This is a genomic window from Actinoplanes sp. OR16, assembly GCF_004001265.1.
GTDB lineage: Bacteria > Actinomycetota > Actinomycetes > Mycobacteriales > Micromonosporaceae > Actinoplanes.
Genome location: NZ_AP019371.1, coordinates 8798142 through 8814694, shown reverse-complemented (window position 1 = coordinate 8814694; position 16553 = coordinate 8798142). Strand labels below are relative to the sequence as shown.

Genomic DNA, 16553 nt, shown 5'->3' with positions numbered 1-16553 from the left:
TAGTCTCATCACTCTCCGCTGTCGTTCATCGGCTGTTGATCGATCGATGTCAGAGCAGCGATAGGTTACGGTCGCTGAATGTCTCCGGAGGGGTGATTCAAACGTGACGACGATCGTCGAACGGCCGGCAGTCGTGCCGTTCACCGCGCGCGAACGCTGGGTGCTGGTCGTGGCCAGCGCCTGGCTGGTCATCGGGTTGCAGCTGGACGCGTACGCGCACGCGACGACCCCCGAGCTGGAGACGTTCTGGACGCCGTGGCACGGGGTCCTCTACTCCGGCATCGCCGCGTCCGGGTTCACGCTGCTCTGGATCCTGCGGGGCCGGCTGCCGAGCGTTCCCACGTACCAGTCGCTGCTCGCCCTGCCGAACGCCCTGCGGCTGCCGCTCGCCGGGATGGCCGCGCTGCTGGTCGGCGGCGGCATGGACACGCTCTGGCACAACCTGTTCGGCATCGAGCGGGACATGGAGATCTTCGTGTCGCCCAGCCACGAGCTGATCATCCTGGGCATGGCGCTGGTCGCGATGGGCCCGGCGCTGATGCAGGCCACGCTGCCGGAACGCACGCTCGGCGTGAGCGGCGGCTGGCTGGTCGGCATCTCGGTGCTCTTCGCGGTGCTGCCGGTGCACATCTACTCGCTGCACGCCTCGGCGATCGGCTTCCGGCACCTCGGCATGGGCGAGACGCCGACGCCGATCTTCTCGCCGGACGCGCAGCTCGTGCACGGCTACCTCTTCAGCACGGTCCTGCTCCTCGTGCCGCTGATCGTCATCGGACGCCGCTGGCCGCTGCCGCTCGGCCTGCCCACCGCGCTGATCGCGATCCCGGCCGTCCTCATGCATCTCATGTTCGACTCCGAGGACGCCTGGTGGCCCGCGCTGACCGTGGCGGCCGCCGCTCTGGTGCTGGAGATCGTCTTCCGGATCGCCAACCGCCTCGTGCCACTGCCGGTGAACGCGCGCTGGATCCTTCTCGGACTGCTGGCGCCGCCGCTCACCTGGGGTGCCGTGCTGCTGATCGGCAAGATCGAGGAGGGTAGCGTCGGTTTCAACATCCACATGGTGACGGGGTTGTTGATGTACACCGCGCTGACGGGGGCGGGCACCGTGCTGGTGGCTCGCAGGGTGCAGTGAGATTCCTCGGCTTCATCGCCTTCGTCGCGATATTCCTGGGCATTCCGTCGCCTGCTCTCGCCCACGCCGGCGGGCTGACCGCCACCGACGGGCGCGGCACGCTCGTATCGGTCACGCCGCAGGTCCCCGGCCTGCAGATCCGGGTGATCGAGAACGGCGCCCGGCTGCTGATCCGCAACGGCACCGCGCAGAGTGTCCTCATCGGCCAGACCTCGATCCCGCCGGGGAGAACCCGGGCCTGGACCGACGGCCGGATCACGCCCGAGGGTCGCTCGCCGGCCCCCGGCGAGACCGTGCGGTGGACGATCCCCCTGCATGCGCAGGACACCGTCGTCGTCGTGACCGGCGAGATCCGCGGCGAGGAACCGCCGCTCGCTCCGGTCTGGTGGGCGGCCACCGTGCTCGTCGGGATGCTCCTGGTGCTGCTGTCCCGGCGGATCTCCCGCGGCGACGTGCTCCTCTGCGTCGCGGGACTGGTCGCGGCAGCCGCCTCGATCACCCATGTGATCGGCTCCACCCTCGTGGTCGAGTCCGCGCCGCTCGTCACGACGTTCCTCAGCGCGGCCGGGATCAACCTGCTCGCCTGGCCGCTGATCATCGGCGGGGCGGTCGTCGCTCTGCGTGGCCGGGCCGGCGGTGTCCTCGCGGTCTGCGGTGGCGCCGCGCTCACCGCGGTGTTCGTGCTGCCCGACGTCACGTCGTTCCACCGGGCGGTGGTGCCGTTCGCCGGTCCCGCCGTCGTGGAACGGGTGCTCGTCGTCCTCGCCCTCGGGCTCGGCGCCGGCATCGCGGTGGCCGGTGCGGGCGTTCTGCGTACGCTGGCCCGCCAGCCGTCGGCGCTGCTCCTCGCCGGGATCCTGCTGCTCGGCGGGTGCACGCAGTCGGATCCCGCCGACGCCGTCCCCGCCTCCTGTGGATCAGCGGCGCCGGGGTCCGTACCGATCGATGCGGTAGTCCGTGAGGGGCGTGCGGAGCCGGCGCCGCATCGGGTCTCCGTACCGTTGAACAGCACGATCCTGCTCGGGGTGACCGCCGACGTCGCCGGTGACGTGCATGTGCACGGCTACGACGTGGAGTTCCCGGTGCAGGCGGATCAGCCGGCGTGCGTCTTCTTCGCCGCGGACGTCGCCGGTCTGCACGACATCGAGATGCACCCGTCGACGCTGCTGCTGCAGATCGAGGTTCGGTGACCCTTGCTCACGGTGTCGGCAGCTCGGCCGATCTGCCGCTGCCGCTCGACCTGGTGCTGCAGGCCGGTGCCGCAGTGGTGGTCCTCTCCTTCCTGATCTCCGCGTGGAGGCGGCGATCGCGTGCCGTTGCGCCGGATTTCTCTTCATTGCCCCTGTCGTGGCTGCGCTACCCGGTGCTCGCGCTTGCCCTCTACGTGATCGTCAACGCCTTCGCCGGTCCCCGTCACGGGAATCCCGCGGCGCACGCGCTGTTCGTCTGGCTCTGGGTGGGACTGATTCCGATCAGCCTCCTTTGCGGACCCGTCTGGCGGCAGGTCAACCCGCTCCGCACCCTCTTCACGCTGCTGCGCCTGCCGCGCCACGGGTGGCGCCCCCTCCCGCCCGGCTCCACCCCTCAGGCCTGGCCGGCGGCCGCGTTCCTGCTGGTCTTCGCGGTTTTCGAGCTGGCGGTGCCCCATCAGGGCGATCCGGTCGCGGCCGGTTCCTTCCTTCTCCTGTACGCGGGGACGCAGCTGTTCGCGGCGGCCCTCCGCGGCGAGGAGTGGTTCGCCCGTGGCGACGCCTTCGAGGTCTACTCGGACCTGGCCGGCCGGCTGAGCCCTCTGGTGTGGCGCCCCTGGCTGTCCGGTCTGGCCGCGCCGCTGCTCCCGGGAACGGCCGCCTTCGTGGCCGTGTGGTGGGGCTCGACGGTCTTCGACAGCGCCTCGGCGTCACCGGCGTGGGCGGGGTTCGTGCAGCGTACCGGCCATGCCCCGATCCTCGCGGCGGTCGCCCTGACGCTGATCTGCGGCCTGGTCCTGCTGGCCGTGCGCTGGACCGCCGGCCGCCTCGACGTGACCGCCTCCCTGATCCCGATCGCGGTCGGCTACACCCTCGCCCACTACCTGTCCCTGCTGCTCGTGGAGGGTCCTCGCGGAGTGCTGCTGCTGGTCCAGCAGTGGGGTGTCCTCGGCGGCGCGGCCTGGACTCTGATCCCGATCCCCTCAGTGGTGGCCTCTCTCCAAGTCGCCCTGATCCTGATCGGTCACGTACTCGGCGTGGTGGTGGCGCACGACCATGCGCTGGCCGATTCCCCCGACCGTTCCGTGCTGGCGGTGCTGGCCGATGAGCTGCCGCTGATGATCTTCATGATCATCTGCACGTGGGCGGGCCTGTTCCTGCTCTTCGTCTAGTACCTCTTTCGGTCACGTTTAGTACATCTGATCTAATCATGGGGTAAGGTGCGGCCATGAGCATCGACAGCGGTGACGGACCGAAACGCCCGATAACCGCCAAGCAGGAGCGCATCCTGGCCGTCATCCACGAGTCGATCCGTGACCGCGGCTACCCGCCGACCGTCCGCGAGATCGGCGCCGCGGTCGGCCTGGTGTCGCCCTCCTCGGTCTCACACCACCTCAAGGTCCTGGAGAACCACGGCCTGCTGCGCCGCAAACCGCACGGTTCCCGGGCCGTCGACGTGCGCACCCCCGCCGCCGACCGCACGATCAGCGTGCCGATCCTCGGCGACATCGCGGCGGGCACCCCGATCCTCGCCGAGCAGAACGTCGAGGACCACCTCACCGTCTCCGCCAGCATGGTCGGCCACGGCACCTTCTTCGCCCTGAACGTCAAGGGCGACTCGATGATCGACGCCGCCATCTGCGACGGCGACGTGGTGGTCGTCCGCCAGCAGCCCGTGGCCGAGAACGGCGACATCGTGGCCGCAATGATCGACAACGAGGCGACCGTGAAGGTCCTCCGCCGCCGAGGTGCCAAGGTCGAGCTGATCCCCCGCAACCCCCTCTACCAGATAATCCCTGCCGACGACGCCACGGTCCTGGGCAAGGTCGTCTGCGTGATGCGCCGCCTTTAGCCCCTTCGCCGCCCGGTCGGCCGGCTTGAGTTCCTGGTGGACGGGCCTGGCCGGTGGTCGGCGGATCACCGCAGCCGACGAGCCGCTGCGGACGGTGACCTGAGATCTTGGAACATCGGGCGTTGGTGGAAAGTCGTGGGGCCTATGGCCCCTACAGGTTTCCACGAATCCCGCGGTGAGGGGTCACGTCGGGTATCGCCTCCGCCAACCCTCCAAGATCCCGTAGCGAGCGGTCACGTCGGGTCTCGCGGACTCTCCAAGATCCGCGGTGGGCCCGGCAGGCGCGCGACGACCATCGAACCCGTGCAGCCCTCGCAATGGACCCGGCAAGTGCGCGACGACCAGCCAACCTGCCCAGCCTTCGCAAGACCGCAGGTGGCGTCGCGTCCTGGTGTTGCAGTACTCCGAACTGGAAGTGGCGTTACGGCTTGGTGTGAAAGCACCCCGCAGCCCGCGAAGTCGCTGGGGACAGTAGCCGAGATTTTGGAACATCGGGTGTTGGTGGAAAGTCGTGGGGCCTATGGCCCCTACAGGTTTCCACGAATCCCGCGGTGAGGGGTCACGTCGGGTATCGCCTCTGCAAACCCTCCAAGATCCGCAATGGACCCGGCAATCGCGCGACGACCAAGGAATCCGACCAGCCCTCGCGATGGACCCGGCAAGTGCGCGACGACCAGCCCACCTGCCCAGCCTTCGAAAGACCGCAGGTGGCGTCGCGTCCTGGTGTTGCAGCATTCCGCCTAGCCACCCTCGAACTGGAAGTGGCGTTACGGCTTGGTGTGAAGCACCCCGCAGCCCGCGAAGCCGCTGCGGACAGTGACCGAGATCTTGGAACATCGGGCGTTGGTGGAAAGTCGTGGGGCCTATGACCCCCACAGGTTTCCACTAACCCGCGGTGAAGGGTCACGTCGGGTATCGCCTCCGCAAATTCTCCAAGATCCGCAATGGACCCGGCAAGCGCGCAACGACCAGCCAACCCGCCCAGCCCTCGCAAGACCGCAGGCGGCGTCACGGCCTTGCGTTGCAGCACCCTGGCCTGGCGGCCAGCCCTGCCACCCCCGGAACCGCAGGCGGCGTTACGGCTTGGTGTTGCACCACCTCGCCTGGCAGCCAGCCCTGCCACTTCCCAGACCGGAAGCGGCGTTACGGCCTGGTGTTGCACCACCTGGCCTGGCGGCCAGCCCAGCCGCCCCCGGATCGGAAGCGGCGCTACGGCCTGGTGTTGCACCACCTCGCCTGGCAAGCCAGCCCTGCCACTTCCCGAACCGGAAGCGGCGCTACGGCCCGGTGTTGCACCACCTGGCCTGGCAAGCCGGCCCCGCCACTTCCCAGACCGGAAGCGGCGCTACGGCCCGGTGTTGCACCACCTCGCCTGGCAACCAGCCCAGCCACCCCCGAACCCAAAGCGGCGCCCCGGCCCAGATAAAGCACCACCCCAGCCCAAAACAAAGCTCCAGCCTAGATTCCTAGGACGCCCACCCCACCCCGAACCCCGAGACCAAAAACGGATCAAGCAGAGGCCGGCGACAACGGATTCACCGCCGCCACCCGAGCCGGCTGCCCCGGCACCCGGGCAGGCCGCACCGCCGCCAGCACGAGCATGATCCACATCATGCGGGCGTCGAAGTAGTCGCCGGAGAAGAGGCAGGACGCGCCGATGAAGATGCCGCAGTACGCCGAGCTGCGCGCTTCCAGGCTGCGTTCGACGAGGGGAGTCCGGATGTAGGCGTGCCACAAGCCCAGCCACGCCAATCCGAGGAGCGACAGCCCCACGAAGCCCCCTTCGGCGGCGACAGAGAGCGGGAGGTTGTGCACGTACCGCTCACCTTCGCCGAGGTTCGCGATGGCGTGGAAACCGTTGATGCCGGTGCCGAGGAGTGGGCGCTGCCAGAAGAGGCGTAACGCCCAGGCGAAGAGGACGTCGCGGTCGGAGGTGTAGCCCTGGCCGACGGTGGCTTCGACGAACCGGGTCTGGACGAAGTCGGCGATGATCGGGCCTGCGGTCAGCGCCACCATGATGGAGAGGACGACGAGGAAGCCGAGCGGTTTGGCGATGGTGTTCCAGCGGAGTCTGGGGCGGATCGCCAGCAGGGCTATCGCGCCGGTGATGCCGAGAGCCGCCATGCCGCCGCGGGAGCCGGAGGCGAGGGCGCCGAACATGAAGGCCGGGATCGGCGCCAGCCAGTAGATCTTCTGGCCGCTGCGGACGTACAGGAAGAGGGACGTGATGCAGCCGAGGATCATGACGCGGACGAAGACGTTGGGGCCGCCGCCGAGGGCCGCCCACCGGCCGTTCGAGGCGTGACCGCGACCGGATGCGGCGGCCAGGAAGTAGACCCAGGCGGCGCCGTGGAACAGGTGCAGCGTCATCCGGGTGACGTGGTCGCGATCCCAGCGGGCCAGGAAGTAGTAGACGAGGATCAGGAACGCGGTCGCGGCCAGGTCGCCGATCATCGGGCCGGTGACGGCGTTCGAGGGCGCCCACGAGGCGGACAGGATCTGGTAGCCGAGCAGGCCGAAGACTGGCAGGACGGCGTATCCGCCGGCGGCGGCGGCGGTCCGGCCGATCCGGTGCGACTCCAGCAGCAGGCACAGGATCAGGAGCAGGTAGAGCAGGACGCGGACGTCGTTGATGACCGGTACGTCCAGGCCGAGCCGGGTCAGGGTGAACCGGCCGGCCAGGGTGGCGATGAAGGCGAGGACGACGACGCCGCCGGGATGCGGACGATCATCCGTGAGGGAGGTCATCCGAGGGCTCGCACCACGAGACGCTCGGACCGGAAACCGAGCACCGACGCCGCCACGCAGAGTGCCAGGATCGCGGCGTGCGCGGGCGGCAGCGCCAGGGCGGCCAGGTGGGTGAGCGCCACCTGCAGGACCAGGCAGCCGAGCAGCAGGCGGCTGATCACCGGCCGGTCGAGCAGGGCGTCCAGGGTCGGCCGGGCGGCGTAGAACATGGCGAGCGGGATCGCCGCGAGCACACCGAGGCGCAGGACGGGCGCCGCGGCGGAGAACGACGGGCCGAGGAAGCCGGCCACGAGCGCGTCGGAGAAGAACGAGAAGACCACGGCGGCCGCGGCGGCCAGCAGCGCCGCGTAGAAGGGGAGGCGGACCAGCAGTTGCCGCGTGGTCCCGGCCTCATCCGAGGGGGCCAGGTGGAAGAACCGGGAGAGGCGGGGGAGCAGGACCGGCGTGAGCGTTCCGAAGATCGAGCAGATCAGGGTGACCGCCGAGGTGGCGAAGCCGACGTAGCCCGCCTCGGCGCCGCCGGGCACGGCGATCGCCACGGCGAAGGTGGGGTAGGTGAAGAGGGCCGGCAACGCCACGTCACCGGGGAGGCGCCGGATCCCGTACGCGATCAGGGTGCGCAGCGAGATCGGCAACGCAGTGGTCGGGGGTCCGTGGTGACGGACGGTGAGGGTGCCCCAGGCCGCGACCACCGTCATTCCGGCGCCCTGGAGGATCAGGAAGTCCTCGACGCGGTCAGCGACCGGGAGGACCAGGAGTGGGATGAGACCGAAACCGACCGCGGCGATCGTGTTGGCACGGGCGACCTGGTGGGTGCCGCGCAGCGCGGCCACGGCCATCGTGCAGAGGCAGTTGCCTACCAGCATGATCATGATGGCGGCCACCGCGCCGGTGCCGCCGCCGAGGCCGAGGAGGCTGCTGAGCTGCGGTCCGAGGGCGATGCCGAGGACGGTGAGCGCGATCGCCACGCCGGCCTGGGTGAGGAACGCGCGCAGAGCGAGGCGTTCCGAGCCGGAGCTGGCCCGGGGCAGGTAACGGTGCAGCCCCTGACCCATTCCCATCATCGCGAGCGGCTGGAACAGGCTCACCACGCCGCGGCCGATCTGGTAGTAGGCGAAGCCTGCCACGCCACCGCGCCGGGCGACGACGTAGAAGAGGAAGAGTCCGATTCCGAGCACGAACCACTGGGACAGCAGCGTCGCGGCGTAGTCGCGCCGCACCGCATCGGGAACGGCCCGGAGCAGTCTCAACGCCGTACGCGCGCCAGATCGAGGGGGACCTCGCGCTGCAGGAGTTCGGTCGTACGCCGATAGCCGATCAGCGCGAGCGCGGTGAGCCCGAGGATCCGCAGGTCGGTGCCGAGCCCGCGGTTCTCCACGTAGGCGAGGCCGAGCGCGATCTTGCCGGGCCGGATGAGGTCGTCGTAGGCCTGGTCGACGTCGTCGTGGCCGGCCAGGATCTCGCCCTCGTCGTGGAAGACGATCGACGCCCAGTCGGTCACGCCGGGCCGCACGTCGAGCAGCCGCATCTCCTCGGCGGTGTATCGCCGCACGTCGGAGGGGACCTGTGGGCGCGGCCCGACCAGGCTCATCTCGCCGATCAGCACGTTCCACAGCTGTGGCAGCTCGTCCAGCTTCCATCGGCGCAGGAACTTGCCGGTGCTGGTCAGCCGGGGGTCGTCGTTCGATGTCGAGGGGCCGCCGAGCCGGGCCGCGTCGATCACCATGCTGCGGAACTTGAGCATGCCGAACGGCTTGCCGTACCGGCCGACCCGGGTGCCGCGGTAGAAAACCGGGCCACCGTCCTCCCGTTTGATCATCCAGGCGGCGGCGAGTCCGGCCGGGGCCGCCGCCGCGAGCACGGCCGTGGCGACCGTGACGTCCATGGCCCGCTTGACCGTTTCGTATCGTGCCGAGCTCATCTTCGGAGCGTAACTATCCGTGAGGGTCAGCGTGTGGATATATATCCGGCTTTCAGTGCCTTCATGGATGGCGGTGCTGCCGTACGACCGGCTCCCGGCCTTCTCGTAGAACCCGTGCGCGCGCTGCTGACCAGAACCGGTCACGATCTTCACGGCTGGCACACCGCGCGAGGAATACCAGCTCATCAGGTGCTCGAACAGCCGCGTCGCCACCCCCTGGCCGCGCATCCCCGGCGCCACCACGAAGTTCAAGATCTCGGCACGCGGCAGGTCGCCGCCCCCCTGGCCCGGATAGGCCAGCGTCTCGATCATCTTCCGGGCTCGGCCCGGGTGCATCAGGCGAGGAACCAATTTCGGTACGACGGAAGCCCACCGCCGCCGGGCGAACTCGGCGAAGAGGGCCGACGTGTCCACGGCTCCGCAGATGTAGCCCAGCGCCTCACCGGTCTCCACGTCCTCGGCCAGCAGCACCGCGCTGAGCCGGCTCGCCGAGGCGTGCCGGTAGAGCAGCCGCAGGACCGGCTCGCCGAGCGAGGAGAGGAACCCGTCCGGCACCTCGGCGGCGTGCAGCCGGGCGACGGCGGCGAGCTGCCGTTCGGTGAGATTCCCGCTGACGATGCGGAAACGCTGGTCAGGCATCGACCGTCGCCTCGATCCCGGCGAGCTGCCGCAGCGCGTGGTCGAGGTCGGCGGGGCGGGCGCCCGCGCGTACCGGGAGGGTGACGACGTGGGCGGCGGCCCATTCGGCGTTCGGGCAGCTGCCCGCCGTGTACCCGGCCGCGGCGAGATCGTCGCCGGCCAGCGGATGCACCGGGCTGGCGAACCAGTCCCCGACCTCGAGGCCGGCCCGCGCCGCCTCGCGGAGTACCCGCTGTTTGTCGCCGACGACCACGGGGATCCGGTGCGGGACGTAGGCGAGCTCCCGGCCGGTGACCCGGCGGCGCCCGGCGACCGTGGCGCGTCCGGCGGCGATCCGGTACGGCAGGCGCCACCGTGTGCCACGGCTCATCCGCCATCCGTACTCCGGGCTGTTCATCGGATCGGGGGAGTAGGAGCCGGTCACCATGCCGAGCCCGGCCAGCTGCCGGTAGAGCGCGCGCAGCCGCCAGAGCACCCCGGTACCGGCGGCGACCCGGTACGCCAGGTACTCCGCCGCCATGACCGCCTCCCGGGCCGGTGGCGGCGGGGTGTACCTCGCGTAGCGGGCGCGCATCTCCGCGGCGAGCCCGGGATCGTGCACGACGGCGGTCCCGCCGACCCCGGCCACGACCGGCTTGCCCCACTCGAACGACCAGAACGAGGCGACCGATCCGCCGGGCGTGACGGTGCCCGCCGTCATGTGCGCGCAGTCCTCGACGATCGGCACGCCCGCCGCGCGCCCGGCCGCGAGGATCGCCGTCATCGGGGCGGGTATCCCGAAGGTGTGCTGCACGACCACGGCCCGGGTACGCGGCGTGATCAGCGCGGGCAGCCCCTCCGGGTCGATCGTGAACGTTTCCCGGGAGATGTCGGCGAAGACCGGCCGCACGCCGAGGCGCAGCAGCGGCTCCACCACGGCGGCGCAGGTGTACGACTGGACCACGATCTCGTCGCCCGGCCCGGCCCCGAGACCTTCCAGGATCGCGTGCAGCGCGACCCGCCCGCGGTAGTAGTGCAGGACGTCGCTCATGTCCGCTCCAAAGCGCCTTTGACGGAGCCGGCCCCGTAGATCACGTGGGTGGCGAGGAAGACCGGGGGCATCGCCGCGATCAGGGCGGGGTCGCGGTGCTTGCGGGCGAGCCGGACGGCGAAGGTGAGCGCCGTCAGGCCGTACGCGGTGAGCACCGCGCCGGTCGCCCGCCGGGCCGTGCGGCTCACCGGAGAGGCGGCGGCACCGGTGGCGAGGGCGGCGACGAACGCCATCGGCACGACGTTGCGCCACGATCCGATCCAGCGGCCGACCGTGCGGCTGGCCCGGAACGGCCAGTAGCCGGCCTCGAACGTCCACGAGCAGAACTCGCGGAGGTCACTGCGCGCGTAGTACGTACAGGTGATCTCGGGAAGCAGCAGGATGCCGCCGCCGGCGGCGCGCAGCCGGTGGTTGAACTCCCGGTCCTGGGCACGGGTGAGCTGCTCGTCGAAGAGGCCGATCCGGTCGAAGACCGACTTGCGGTAGCAGCCGCCGAAGACCGTGTCGACCCACTGCGGCTCGGCCACGCCGACCCGGTACTTCGAGTTCCCGGCGCCGAAGACGCTGGTCGTGGAGTAGGCGATGGCCCGGCCGAGCAGCGTGTCGTCGCGGGCCCGGGAGATCCGGACGCCGCCGACGTTGTCCGCCTGCGGGTGCTCGATCAGGCCGCGGACGCAGTTCTCCAGGTAGTCCGGCGGGTATTCGGCGTGCACGTCGAGGCGGACGACGACGTCGCCCTTCGCCTGCCGGATGCCGAGATTCAGCGCGGCCGGCTTGCTGTGTCCCGGGTTGTCGACCAGGACGAGTCGGGGGTCGCGGACCGCGTACCGGCGGGCGATCTCGCGGGTGCCGTCCTCGCTCATCCCGTCGACGAGCAGCACCTCCATCCGGTCCGCCGGGTAGGTGTTGGCCAGCACCGAGTCGAGGAACGGGCCGATGAACCGGGCCTCGTTCCAGCACGGGATGACGACGCTGAGGAAGGGAAGGTTCACGTCATTCCCCGAAGAATCGGCGGACGCTGTCCGCGACGTGGTCGATCTGCCAGTCCTCCAGTTCGACGTGCATCGGCAGCGAGAGGACCCGTTCGCACAGCTCCTCGGTGCGCGGCAGATACCAGTTCTCGAGGCCGAGGCCGCGCTGGTGGTGCATCGGGATCGGCCAGGAGATCAGCGTCTCGACGCCGTCGGCGCGCAGGTGCTCGACGAGCCGGTCGCGCTCGTCGGTGGTGACCGGGTAGTTCTGGTAGACGTCGCGGCGCTGCGGGTCGGCGTCCGGGCCGACCGGGATCTGCAGGCCGTCGATGCCGCGGAGGCGTTCGTCGTAGCGGCGGGCCAGCTCGCGGCGCCGCTCGATCCAGCCGGGCAGCTGCGACAGCCGGTAATCGAGGATGGCGGCCTGCAGGTTGTCGAGGCGGCAGTTGTACCCCCAGCCGTCGATCTCGGCCTTCTGGACCCGGCCGTGATCGCGCAGCCGCAGCAGCCGGTTCGCCAGCTCCTGGTCGTCGGTGAGGACCGCGCCGCCGTCGCCGAGCGCGCCGAGCAGTTTCGCGGGATAGAAGGAGTAAGTGCTGGCCAGGCCGAACGTACCGGCGGTCCGGCCGTCGAAGGTCGCGCCCAGCGCCTGCGCGGCGTCCTCGATCACCGTGGCGCCGACGGACGCGGCCGCCTTGGCTACCGCGTGCATGTCGACGGTCCGGCCGTTCAGATGCACCGGAATGATCACCTTGGTGCGTTCGGTGACCGCGTCGGCCAGCTGGGCGGTGTCCATCAGGTGGTCCGGCCCGATGTCGACGAAGACCGGCTTCGCGCCGCGCAGCACGAACGGCGAGACCGTCGCGATGAACGTGTGCGCCACGCTCACCACCTCGTCGCCGGGCCCGACGTCCAGGGCGTGCGCGAGCAGGCGCAGGCCGTCGGTGCAGTTGCTGACGCCGACGCCGCGGGCCGAGTGGTTGAACGCGGCCAGGTGCTCCTCGAAGGCGTGCAGCTGCTGCCGGAGCATGAGGTCGCCCCGGGCGATGGTGTCCTCGATGATCGGCAGCAGCTCGGGCCGCTGCCGCCGCCACTGCTCGGGGTAGTCAACGAATCGGACTCGCCAGTCCACGGTGGGCCTCCAGATGGTTGCGGACGCGCCGGATGATCGACTCGGCGTCCAGCTCGAACGCGGTGCGCAGGTACTGCTGATCACCGACGACCGAGGACGACTGCGCGGGCAGGGCGATCCGGAGCAGCGGGACGCCGCTCCCGGCCTCGGCGAGCACCTCGGCGGCAGCGCTGCCCAGGCCGCCGACGATCGAGTGCTCCTCGACCGTGACGATCAGGCGGTAGGTGGCGGCGGCGTCGCGGATCGCGGCCGTGTCGAAGGGGTCCAGCCAGGGGAAGGACCGCACGTCGGCGTCCAGGTCCTCGGCGGCCTTCCCGACCTCGTCGAGGATCGCCCCGGTGGAGCAGAGCAGTACCTCGCTCGTCCCGCCGTTCCGCACCGGGAGCGACGCGCCGCGCGGCGCCGCGACCCCGGCCTGATGCACGGTCGGCTCGCCGGTCTTGCCGAGCCGCAGGTACGCCGGCCCGCCCACGGTCAGCAGATCGGCCAGCACGGCGTCGACCTCGGCCGGGTCGCCGGGCGCCGCGACCGCCATCCCCGGCAGCGCCCGCATGATCGCCAGATCCTCGGTGGCGTGGTGCGACATCCCGAGCGCGCCGTAGGCGAGCCCGCCCCCGACCGCCACCACCGTCACGTCCGCGTGGTGGTAGCAGATGTCGTTGCGGATCTGCTCGAGGCAGCGCAGCGTCGGGAAGTTCGCGATCGAGTACGTGAACACGCGCGCCCCGGCCAGCGCCATCCCGGCGGCCAGCCCGGCCATGTTCTGCTCGGCCACCCCGCAGTTGACGAACTGGCCGGGCCGGGCCGCGGCGAACTCGTCCACCGCGCCGAACCCCAGGTCCGCGGTGATCAGCACGAGATCCGGGTCGACCAGGGCGGCGGTCAGCAGGCCGGCGAAGAAGCGGTTCCTCATCCGGCGCCCACCTCCTGCAGGGCTTGTTCCAGCTCCTCGGCGGACGGCGGCCGGTAGTGCCAGAGCACCCGGTTCTCCATGAAGGAGACGCCCTTGCCCTTGACGGTGTGCGCCAGCACGCAGCGAGGACGACCAGGATCAGCGGTACGCGGGACCCGCAGCGCGGTGACCAGCTCCGCATGATCGTGCCCGTCCACCTCGGCGACGTCCCAGCCGAACGACTGCCACTTGGCGGCGAACGGCTCCAGCCGCAGCGTCTCCTCGGTGGTCCCGAGCGACTGCATCCGGTTGTAGTCGACGATCGCGACCAGGCTCGCCAGCTCGTGGTGCCCGGCGAACATGGCCGCCTCCCAGACGCTGCCCTCGTCGCACTCGCCGTCGCCGAGCAGCACGTAGGTGCGCCAGGACCGCCCGGTCTGCCGGGCCCGCCAGGCCAGCCCGGCCCCGACCGGCAGGCCGTGCCCGAGCGATCCGGTGGAGAACTCGACGCCGGGGATGCCGACGTGGCTCACGTGCCCGGACAGGTAGGAGCCGTTCTGGTAGTGCCGGTGCAGCACCGCCGTGTCGAAGAAGCCGCGCTCGGCGAGGACCGCGTAGAGGGCGGCGCCGGCGTGACCCTTGCTCATGATCACCCGGTCCCGGTCCGGCCAGTCCGGGTGCTGCGGATCCACGTGGAGCACGTCGGCGTAGAGCACGGCGAGCAGGTCGGCGCAGGAGAGCGCGGAGCCGACGTGCGAGCTGCGGCCGCCGCTGGTCATCCGCAGGACGTGGGCGCGGACCGCGCGTGCCGTCGCCTCCGCGCCCGTCACCTCGGGATTCATCGGATCACCGCGTAGCCGATGTACGGGTCGAACTCGAACCGCCGCAGCTCTAGCTGGTTCAGGCCGATCTCGTCCAGCGCCGCCGAGGTCTCGCCGGGCCAGAGCGGGTTGTCCAGCTCGTCGAAGGCGAGGATCGCGCCGCGGGGCATCCGGGGCACGAAGTGCCGCAGCGCCGCCACGGTCGGCTCGTACAGGTCCAGGTCGAGGAAGAGCAGGCTCACCACCAGGTGCGGGTTCTCCTCGACGAACGCCGGGATTGTCGCTGTCACGTCGCCCTTGATCAGCCGGGCCTTCGGCAGGTGGCCGAGGAACCGGTCGGCGTCGTAGACCTCGAGCAGCCGGTTCAGCTCGTCGTAGCTGTCCGAGGCGAGGTCGCCGGGCCGGGCCTCGGTGGTCTGCGGCCGGTCCCGGTCGGACACCGACGGGAAACCGCCGAACGAGTCGAACCCATAGATCCGCCGGGTCAGGTTGGTCGGCTCCAGCGCCGCGCTGAGCTGCGCGAACGTCATGAAGCTGGCACCACGGAAGACGCCGCACTCGACGATCGACCCCTTCACCGGCAGGGCCAGCTTGACGAGTTCGTAGAGTGCCGCGAAGCGCGTCACCTGGCTGCGCCTCAGGTAGCGGGCCGCGTTCGCGAGCCGGGTCGGCAGATCGTCCGGGCTGTCCGCGAAGATCTCCGCGATCCGGCCCGGCACCTGGCGCTCGGCCGGGGTGGAGAGACTCCCGGGAGCGCCTTTCTTGGACGAGCTCATGCCGCCACCGCCACTGCCTCGTGGGACCAGAACCGCGCCCGGCGCCGGCCGCCGCGGCGGGCGGGAGGGGCCCCGGTGTACTGGTCGAAACTCGGGAACGCGTCCGGGCCCTTGAGCGGCACCATGTTCAGCACGCAGCCCAGCAGCGTGGCGTTGACCCCGTTCAGTGCCCGGACCGCGCCGGTGACCTCGGCGCCGGTGGTCTTCGCGTAGCGGACCACGAGCACGGTCCCGTCCGCGCGGGCGGCCAGGACCTCGCCGTCGGTGACCGGGAGCAGTGGCGGGCAGTCGAAGATCACCACGTCGAAGCGGCGGCGTACCTCGTCCACCACCTCGGTCATCCGCGGCGAGCTGAGCAGCTCGCTCGGGTTCGGCGGGCTCTGCCCGCCGGCGAGCAGCCACAGCCCGGCGCCCCACGGCTGGATCACCTGCTCCACGGTGGCGCCGCCGCTGAGCACGGTGGACAGGCCGGTGGCCGTCTCCCGGCCGAGGAACCGGGCGAGCCGGGGCCGGCGCAGCTCCGCGTCGACGACCAGGACCCGCTGGCCGGTCTCGGCGAAGAGCAGGGCCAGGCTGCAGGTGGTCGCGGACCGGCCCTCGCCGGGGACCGCGCTGGTCACCGCGAGGGTCTTGAGCGAGGTCTCGGAGGCGGCCGACTGCAGCAGCGTGCGGACCTGGCGCAGCGCCTCGGTGCGGGGCGAGTCGCTGGCCGACACGAACGGGCCGGCCCGCGCCGGGACCCGGCCGTCGAGCGGGATCCGGGCCAGGACCGGCGCGCTGGCGAGTGTCCGCAGGGTGTCGGCGCTGCGGACGGTGCTGTCGGCGATCTCCCGGAGGACCGCCGAGCCGACTCCCACGATCAGCCCGCCCATCATGGCGAGGGCGACGTTGTTGAGCGGCTGCGGCTCGACCGGGTCCGGTTCCAGCTCCGGCCCGTCGACGACCTCGACCTTGATCGCCGAGGTGTCGGCGGTCTCCTGCCACTCGAGCTTCTCCACGGCGTCCTTGAACATCACCGAGAGCTTCTCCGCGACGAACAGGGCTCGCTTCCTGGACGGGTCTTCCACCGTGACCTCCATCAGGACCGTGTCGGCGATGGTCTCGGAGCTGATCCGATCGGCCATCTCGGCGGCGGTCAGGTTCACCTCCGGCAGGGCGGCGAGCGGGGCGGAGATCTCGTCGCTGGTGAGCAGTTCGGCGTAGGTGGCGAGGCGGCTGGAGCTGAACATGCTGGCGGGGTAGAGCTCCGCGGCGGCGGCCATCGGCGCCGTGAAGAAGAACGTGACGCGGGCCGCGTACACCGGGGTGGTGCGCAGGTTCACGACCATGGCGCCGGCGAGCGCGACGAGAACCCAGACCGCCAAGAGCCACCAATGGCGTTTGGCGACGCCGAGGTAATCGCGCAGGCCCACGTCAGACCTCCCCGTCACCCTGGCTGATTGTCACGAT

The 16553-nt window shown here is 70.8% G+C and carries 14 protein-coding genes; 4 read left to right on the top strand and 10 right to left on the bottom strand.

The genetic code is table 11. From position 1 onward, the window contains the following. Positions 1 to 103 precede the first annotated feature (103 nt). From EP757_RS40495 to lexA, 4 genes are read left to right on the top strand one after another with little or no spacing between them, the layout of a single operon-like run. The gene (locus EP757_RS40495) at positions 104 to 1132 is read left to right on the top strand and encodes a hypothetical protein (RefSeq protein ID WP_127553617.1); all 1029 of its coding nucleotides are present in this window, start codon (positions 104 to 106) and stop codon (positions 1130 to 1132) included. Beyond that, positions 1129 to 2322: a hypothetical protein gene (locus EP757_RS40490; RefSeq protein ID WP_127553616.1), complete on the top strand. Its 1194-nt coding sequence runs from the start codon at positions 1129 to 1131 to the stop codon at positions 2320 to 2322. The genes EP757_RS40495 and EP757_RS40490 overlap by 4 nt, the downstream gene beginning before the upstream one ends. After that, on the top strand, positions 2319 to 3494 hold the full coding sequence (locus EP757_RS40485) for a hypothetical protein (RefSeq protein WP_127553615.1): 1176 nt from the start codon (positions 2319 to 2321) through the stop codon (positions 3492 to 3494). Before EP757_RS40490 ends, EP757_RS40485 begins: the two co-directional genes overlap by 4 nt. A 56-nt stretch (positions 3495 to 3550) precedes the next feature. Beyond that, the gene (gene lexA / locus EP757_RS40480) at positions 3551 to 4174 is read left to right on the top strand and encodes a transcriptional repressor LexA (RefSeq protein ID WP_127553614.1); all 624 of its coding nucleotides are present in this window, start codon (positions 3551 to 3553) and stop codon (positions 4172 to 4174) included. 1509 nt (positions 4175 to 5683) lie between these two features. Here lexA and EP757_RS40475 read toward each other — a convergent pair. The 10 genes from EP757_RS40475 to EP757_RS40430 are packed head-to-tail and all read right to left on the bottom strand — an operon-like array spanning position 5684 to position 16516. Beyond that, positions 5684 to 6922: an O-antigen ligase gene (locus EP757_RS40475; RefSeq protein ID WP_127553613.1), complete on the bottom strand. Its 1239-nt coding sequence runs from the start codon at positions 6920 to 6922 to the stop codon at positions 5684 to 5686. Further along, positions 6919 to 8172, bottom strand: a complete 1254-nt coding sequence (locus EP757_RS40470) for a lipopolysaccharide biosynthesis protein (RefSeq protein ID WP_127553612.1) — start codon at positions 8170 to 8172, stop codon at positions 6919 to 6921. Before EP757_RS40470 ends, EP757_RS40475 begins: the two co-directional genes overlap by 4 nt. Further along, entirely contained in the window at positions 8169 to 9482 is a 1314-nt protein-coding gene (locus EP757_RS40465) for a GNAT family N-acetyltransferase (protein WP_127553611.1), read from the bottom strand. Before EP757_RS40465 ends, EP757_RS40470 begins: the two co-directional genes overlap by 4 nt. Beyond that, positions 9475 to 10512, bottom strand: a complete 1038-nt coding sequence (locus EP757_RS40460) for a DegT/DnrJ/EryC1/StrS family aminotransferase (RefSeq protein ID WP_127553610.1) — start codon at positions 10510 to 10512, stop codon at positions 9475 to 9477. Before EP757_RS40460 ends, EP757_RS40465 begins: the two co-directional genes overlap by 8 nt. Beyond that, positions 10509 to 11504 (bottom strand): glycosyltransferase family 2 protein, encoded by a 996-nt coding sequence (locus EP757_RS40455; RefSeq protein ID WP_127553609.1) that lies wholly within the window; start codon positions 11502 to 11504, stop codon positions 10509 to 10511. Before EP757_RS40455 ends, EP757_RS40460 begins: the two co-directional genes overlap by 4 nt. Position 11505: 1 nt before the next feature. Then, positions 11506 to 12615: a DegT/DnrJ/EryC1/StrS aminotransferase family protein gene (locus EP757_RS40450; RefSeq protein ID WP_127553608.1), complete on the bottom strand. Its 1110-nt coding sequence runs from the start codon at positions 12613 to 12615 to the stop codon at positions 11506 to 11508. Further along, positions 12590 to 13528, bottom strand: a complete 939-nt coding sequence (locus EP757_RS40445) for a transketolase family protein (protein ID WP_127553607.1) — start codon at positions 13526 to 13528, stop codon at positions 12590 to 12592. Before EP757_RS40445 ends, EP757_RS40450 begins: the two co-directional genes overlap by 26 nt. Continuing rightward, positions 13525 to 14349 carry a transketolase gene (locus EP757_RS40440; RefSeq protein WP_127553606.1) on the bottom strand — a complete coding sequence of 275 codons (825 nt, stop codon included), beginning with the start codon at positions 14347 to 14349 and terminating at the stop codon, positions 13525 to 13527. Before EP757_RS40440 ends, EP757_RS40445 begins: the two co-directional genes overlap by 4 nt. After that, positions 14346 to 15104 (bottom strand): TylF/MycF/NovP-related O-methyltransferase, encoded by a 759-nt coding sequence (locus EP757_RS40435; protein WP_127553605.1) that lies wholly within the window; start codon positions 15102 to 15104, stop codon positions 14346 to 14348. Before EP757_RS40435 ends, EP757_RS40440 begins: the two co-directional genes overlap by 4 nt. After that, complete coding sequence (locus EP757_RS40430; RefSeq protein ID WP_127553604.1) at positions 15101 to 16516, bottom strand: polysaccharide biosynthesis tyrosine autokinase; 1416 nt, start codon at positions 16514 to 16516, stop codon at positions 15101 to 15103. Before EP757_RS40430 ends, EP757_RS40435 begins: the two co-directional genes overlap by 4 nt. Positions 16517 to 16553 lie beyond the last annotated feature (37 nt).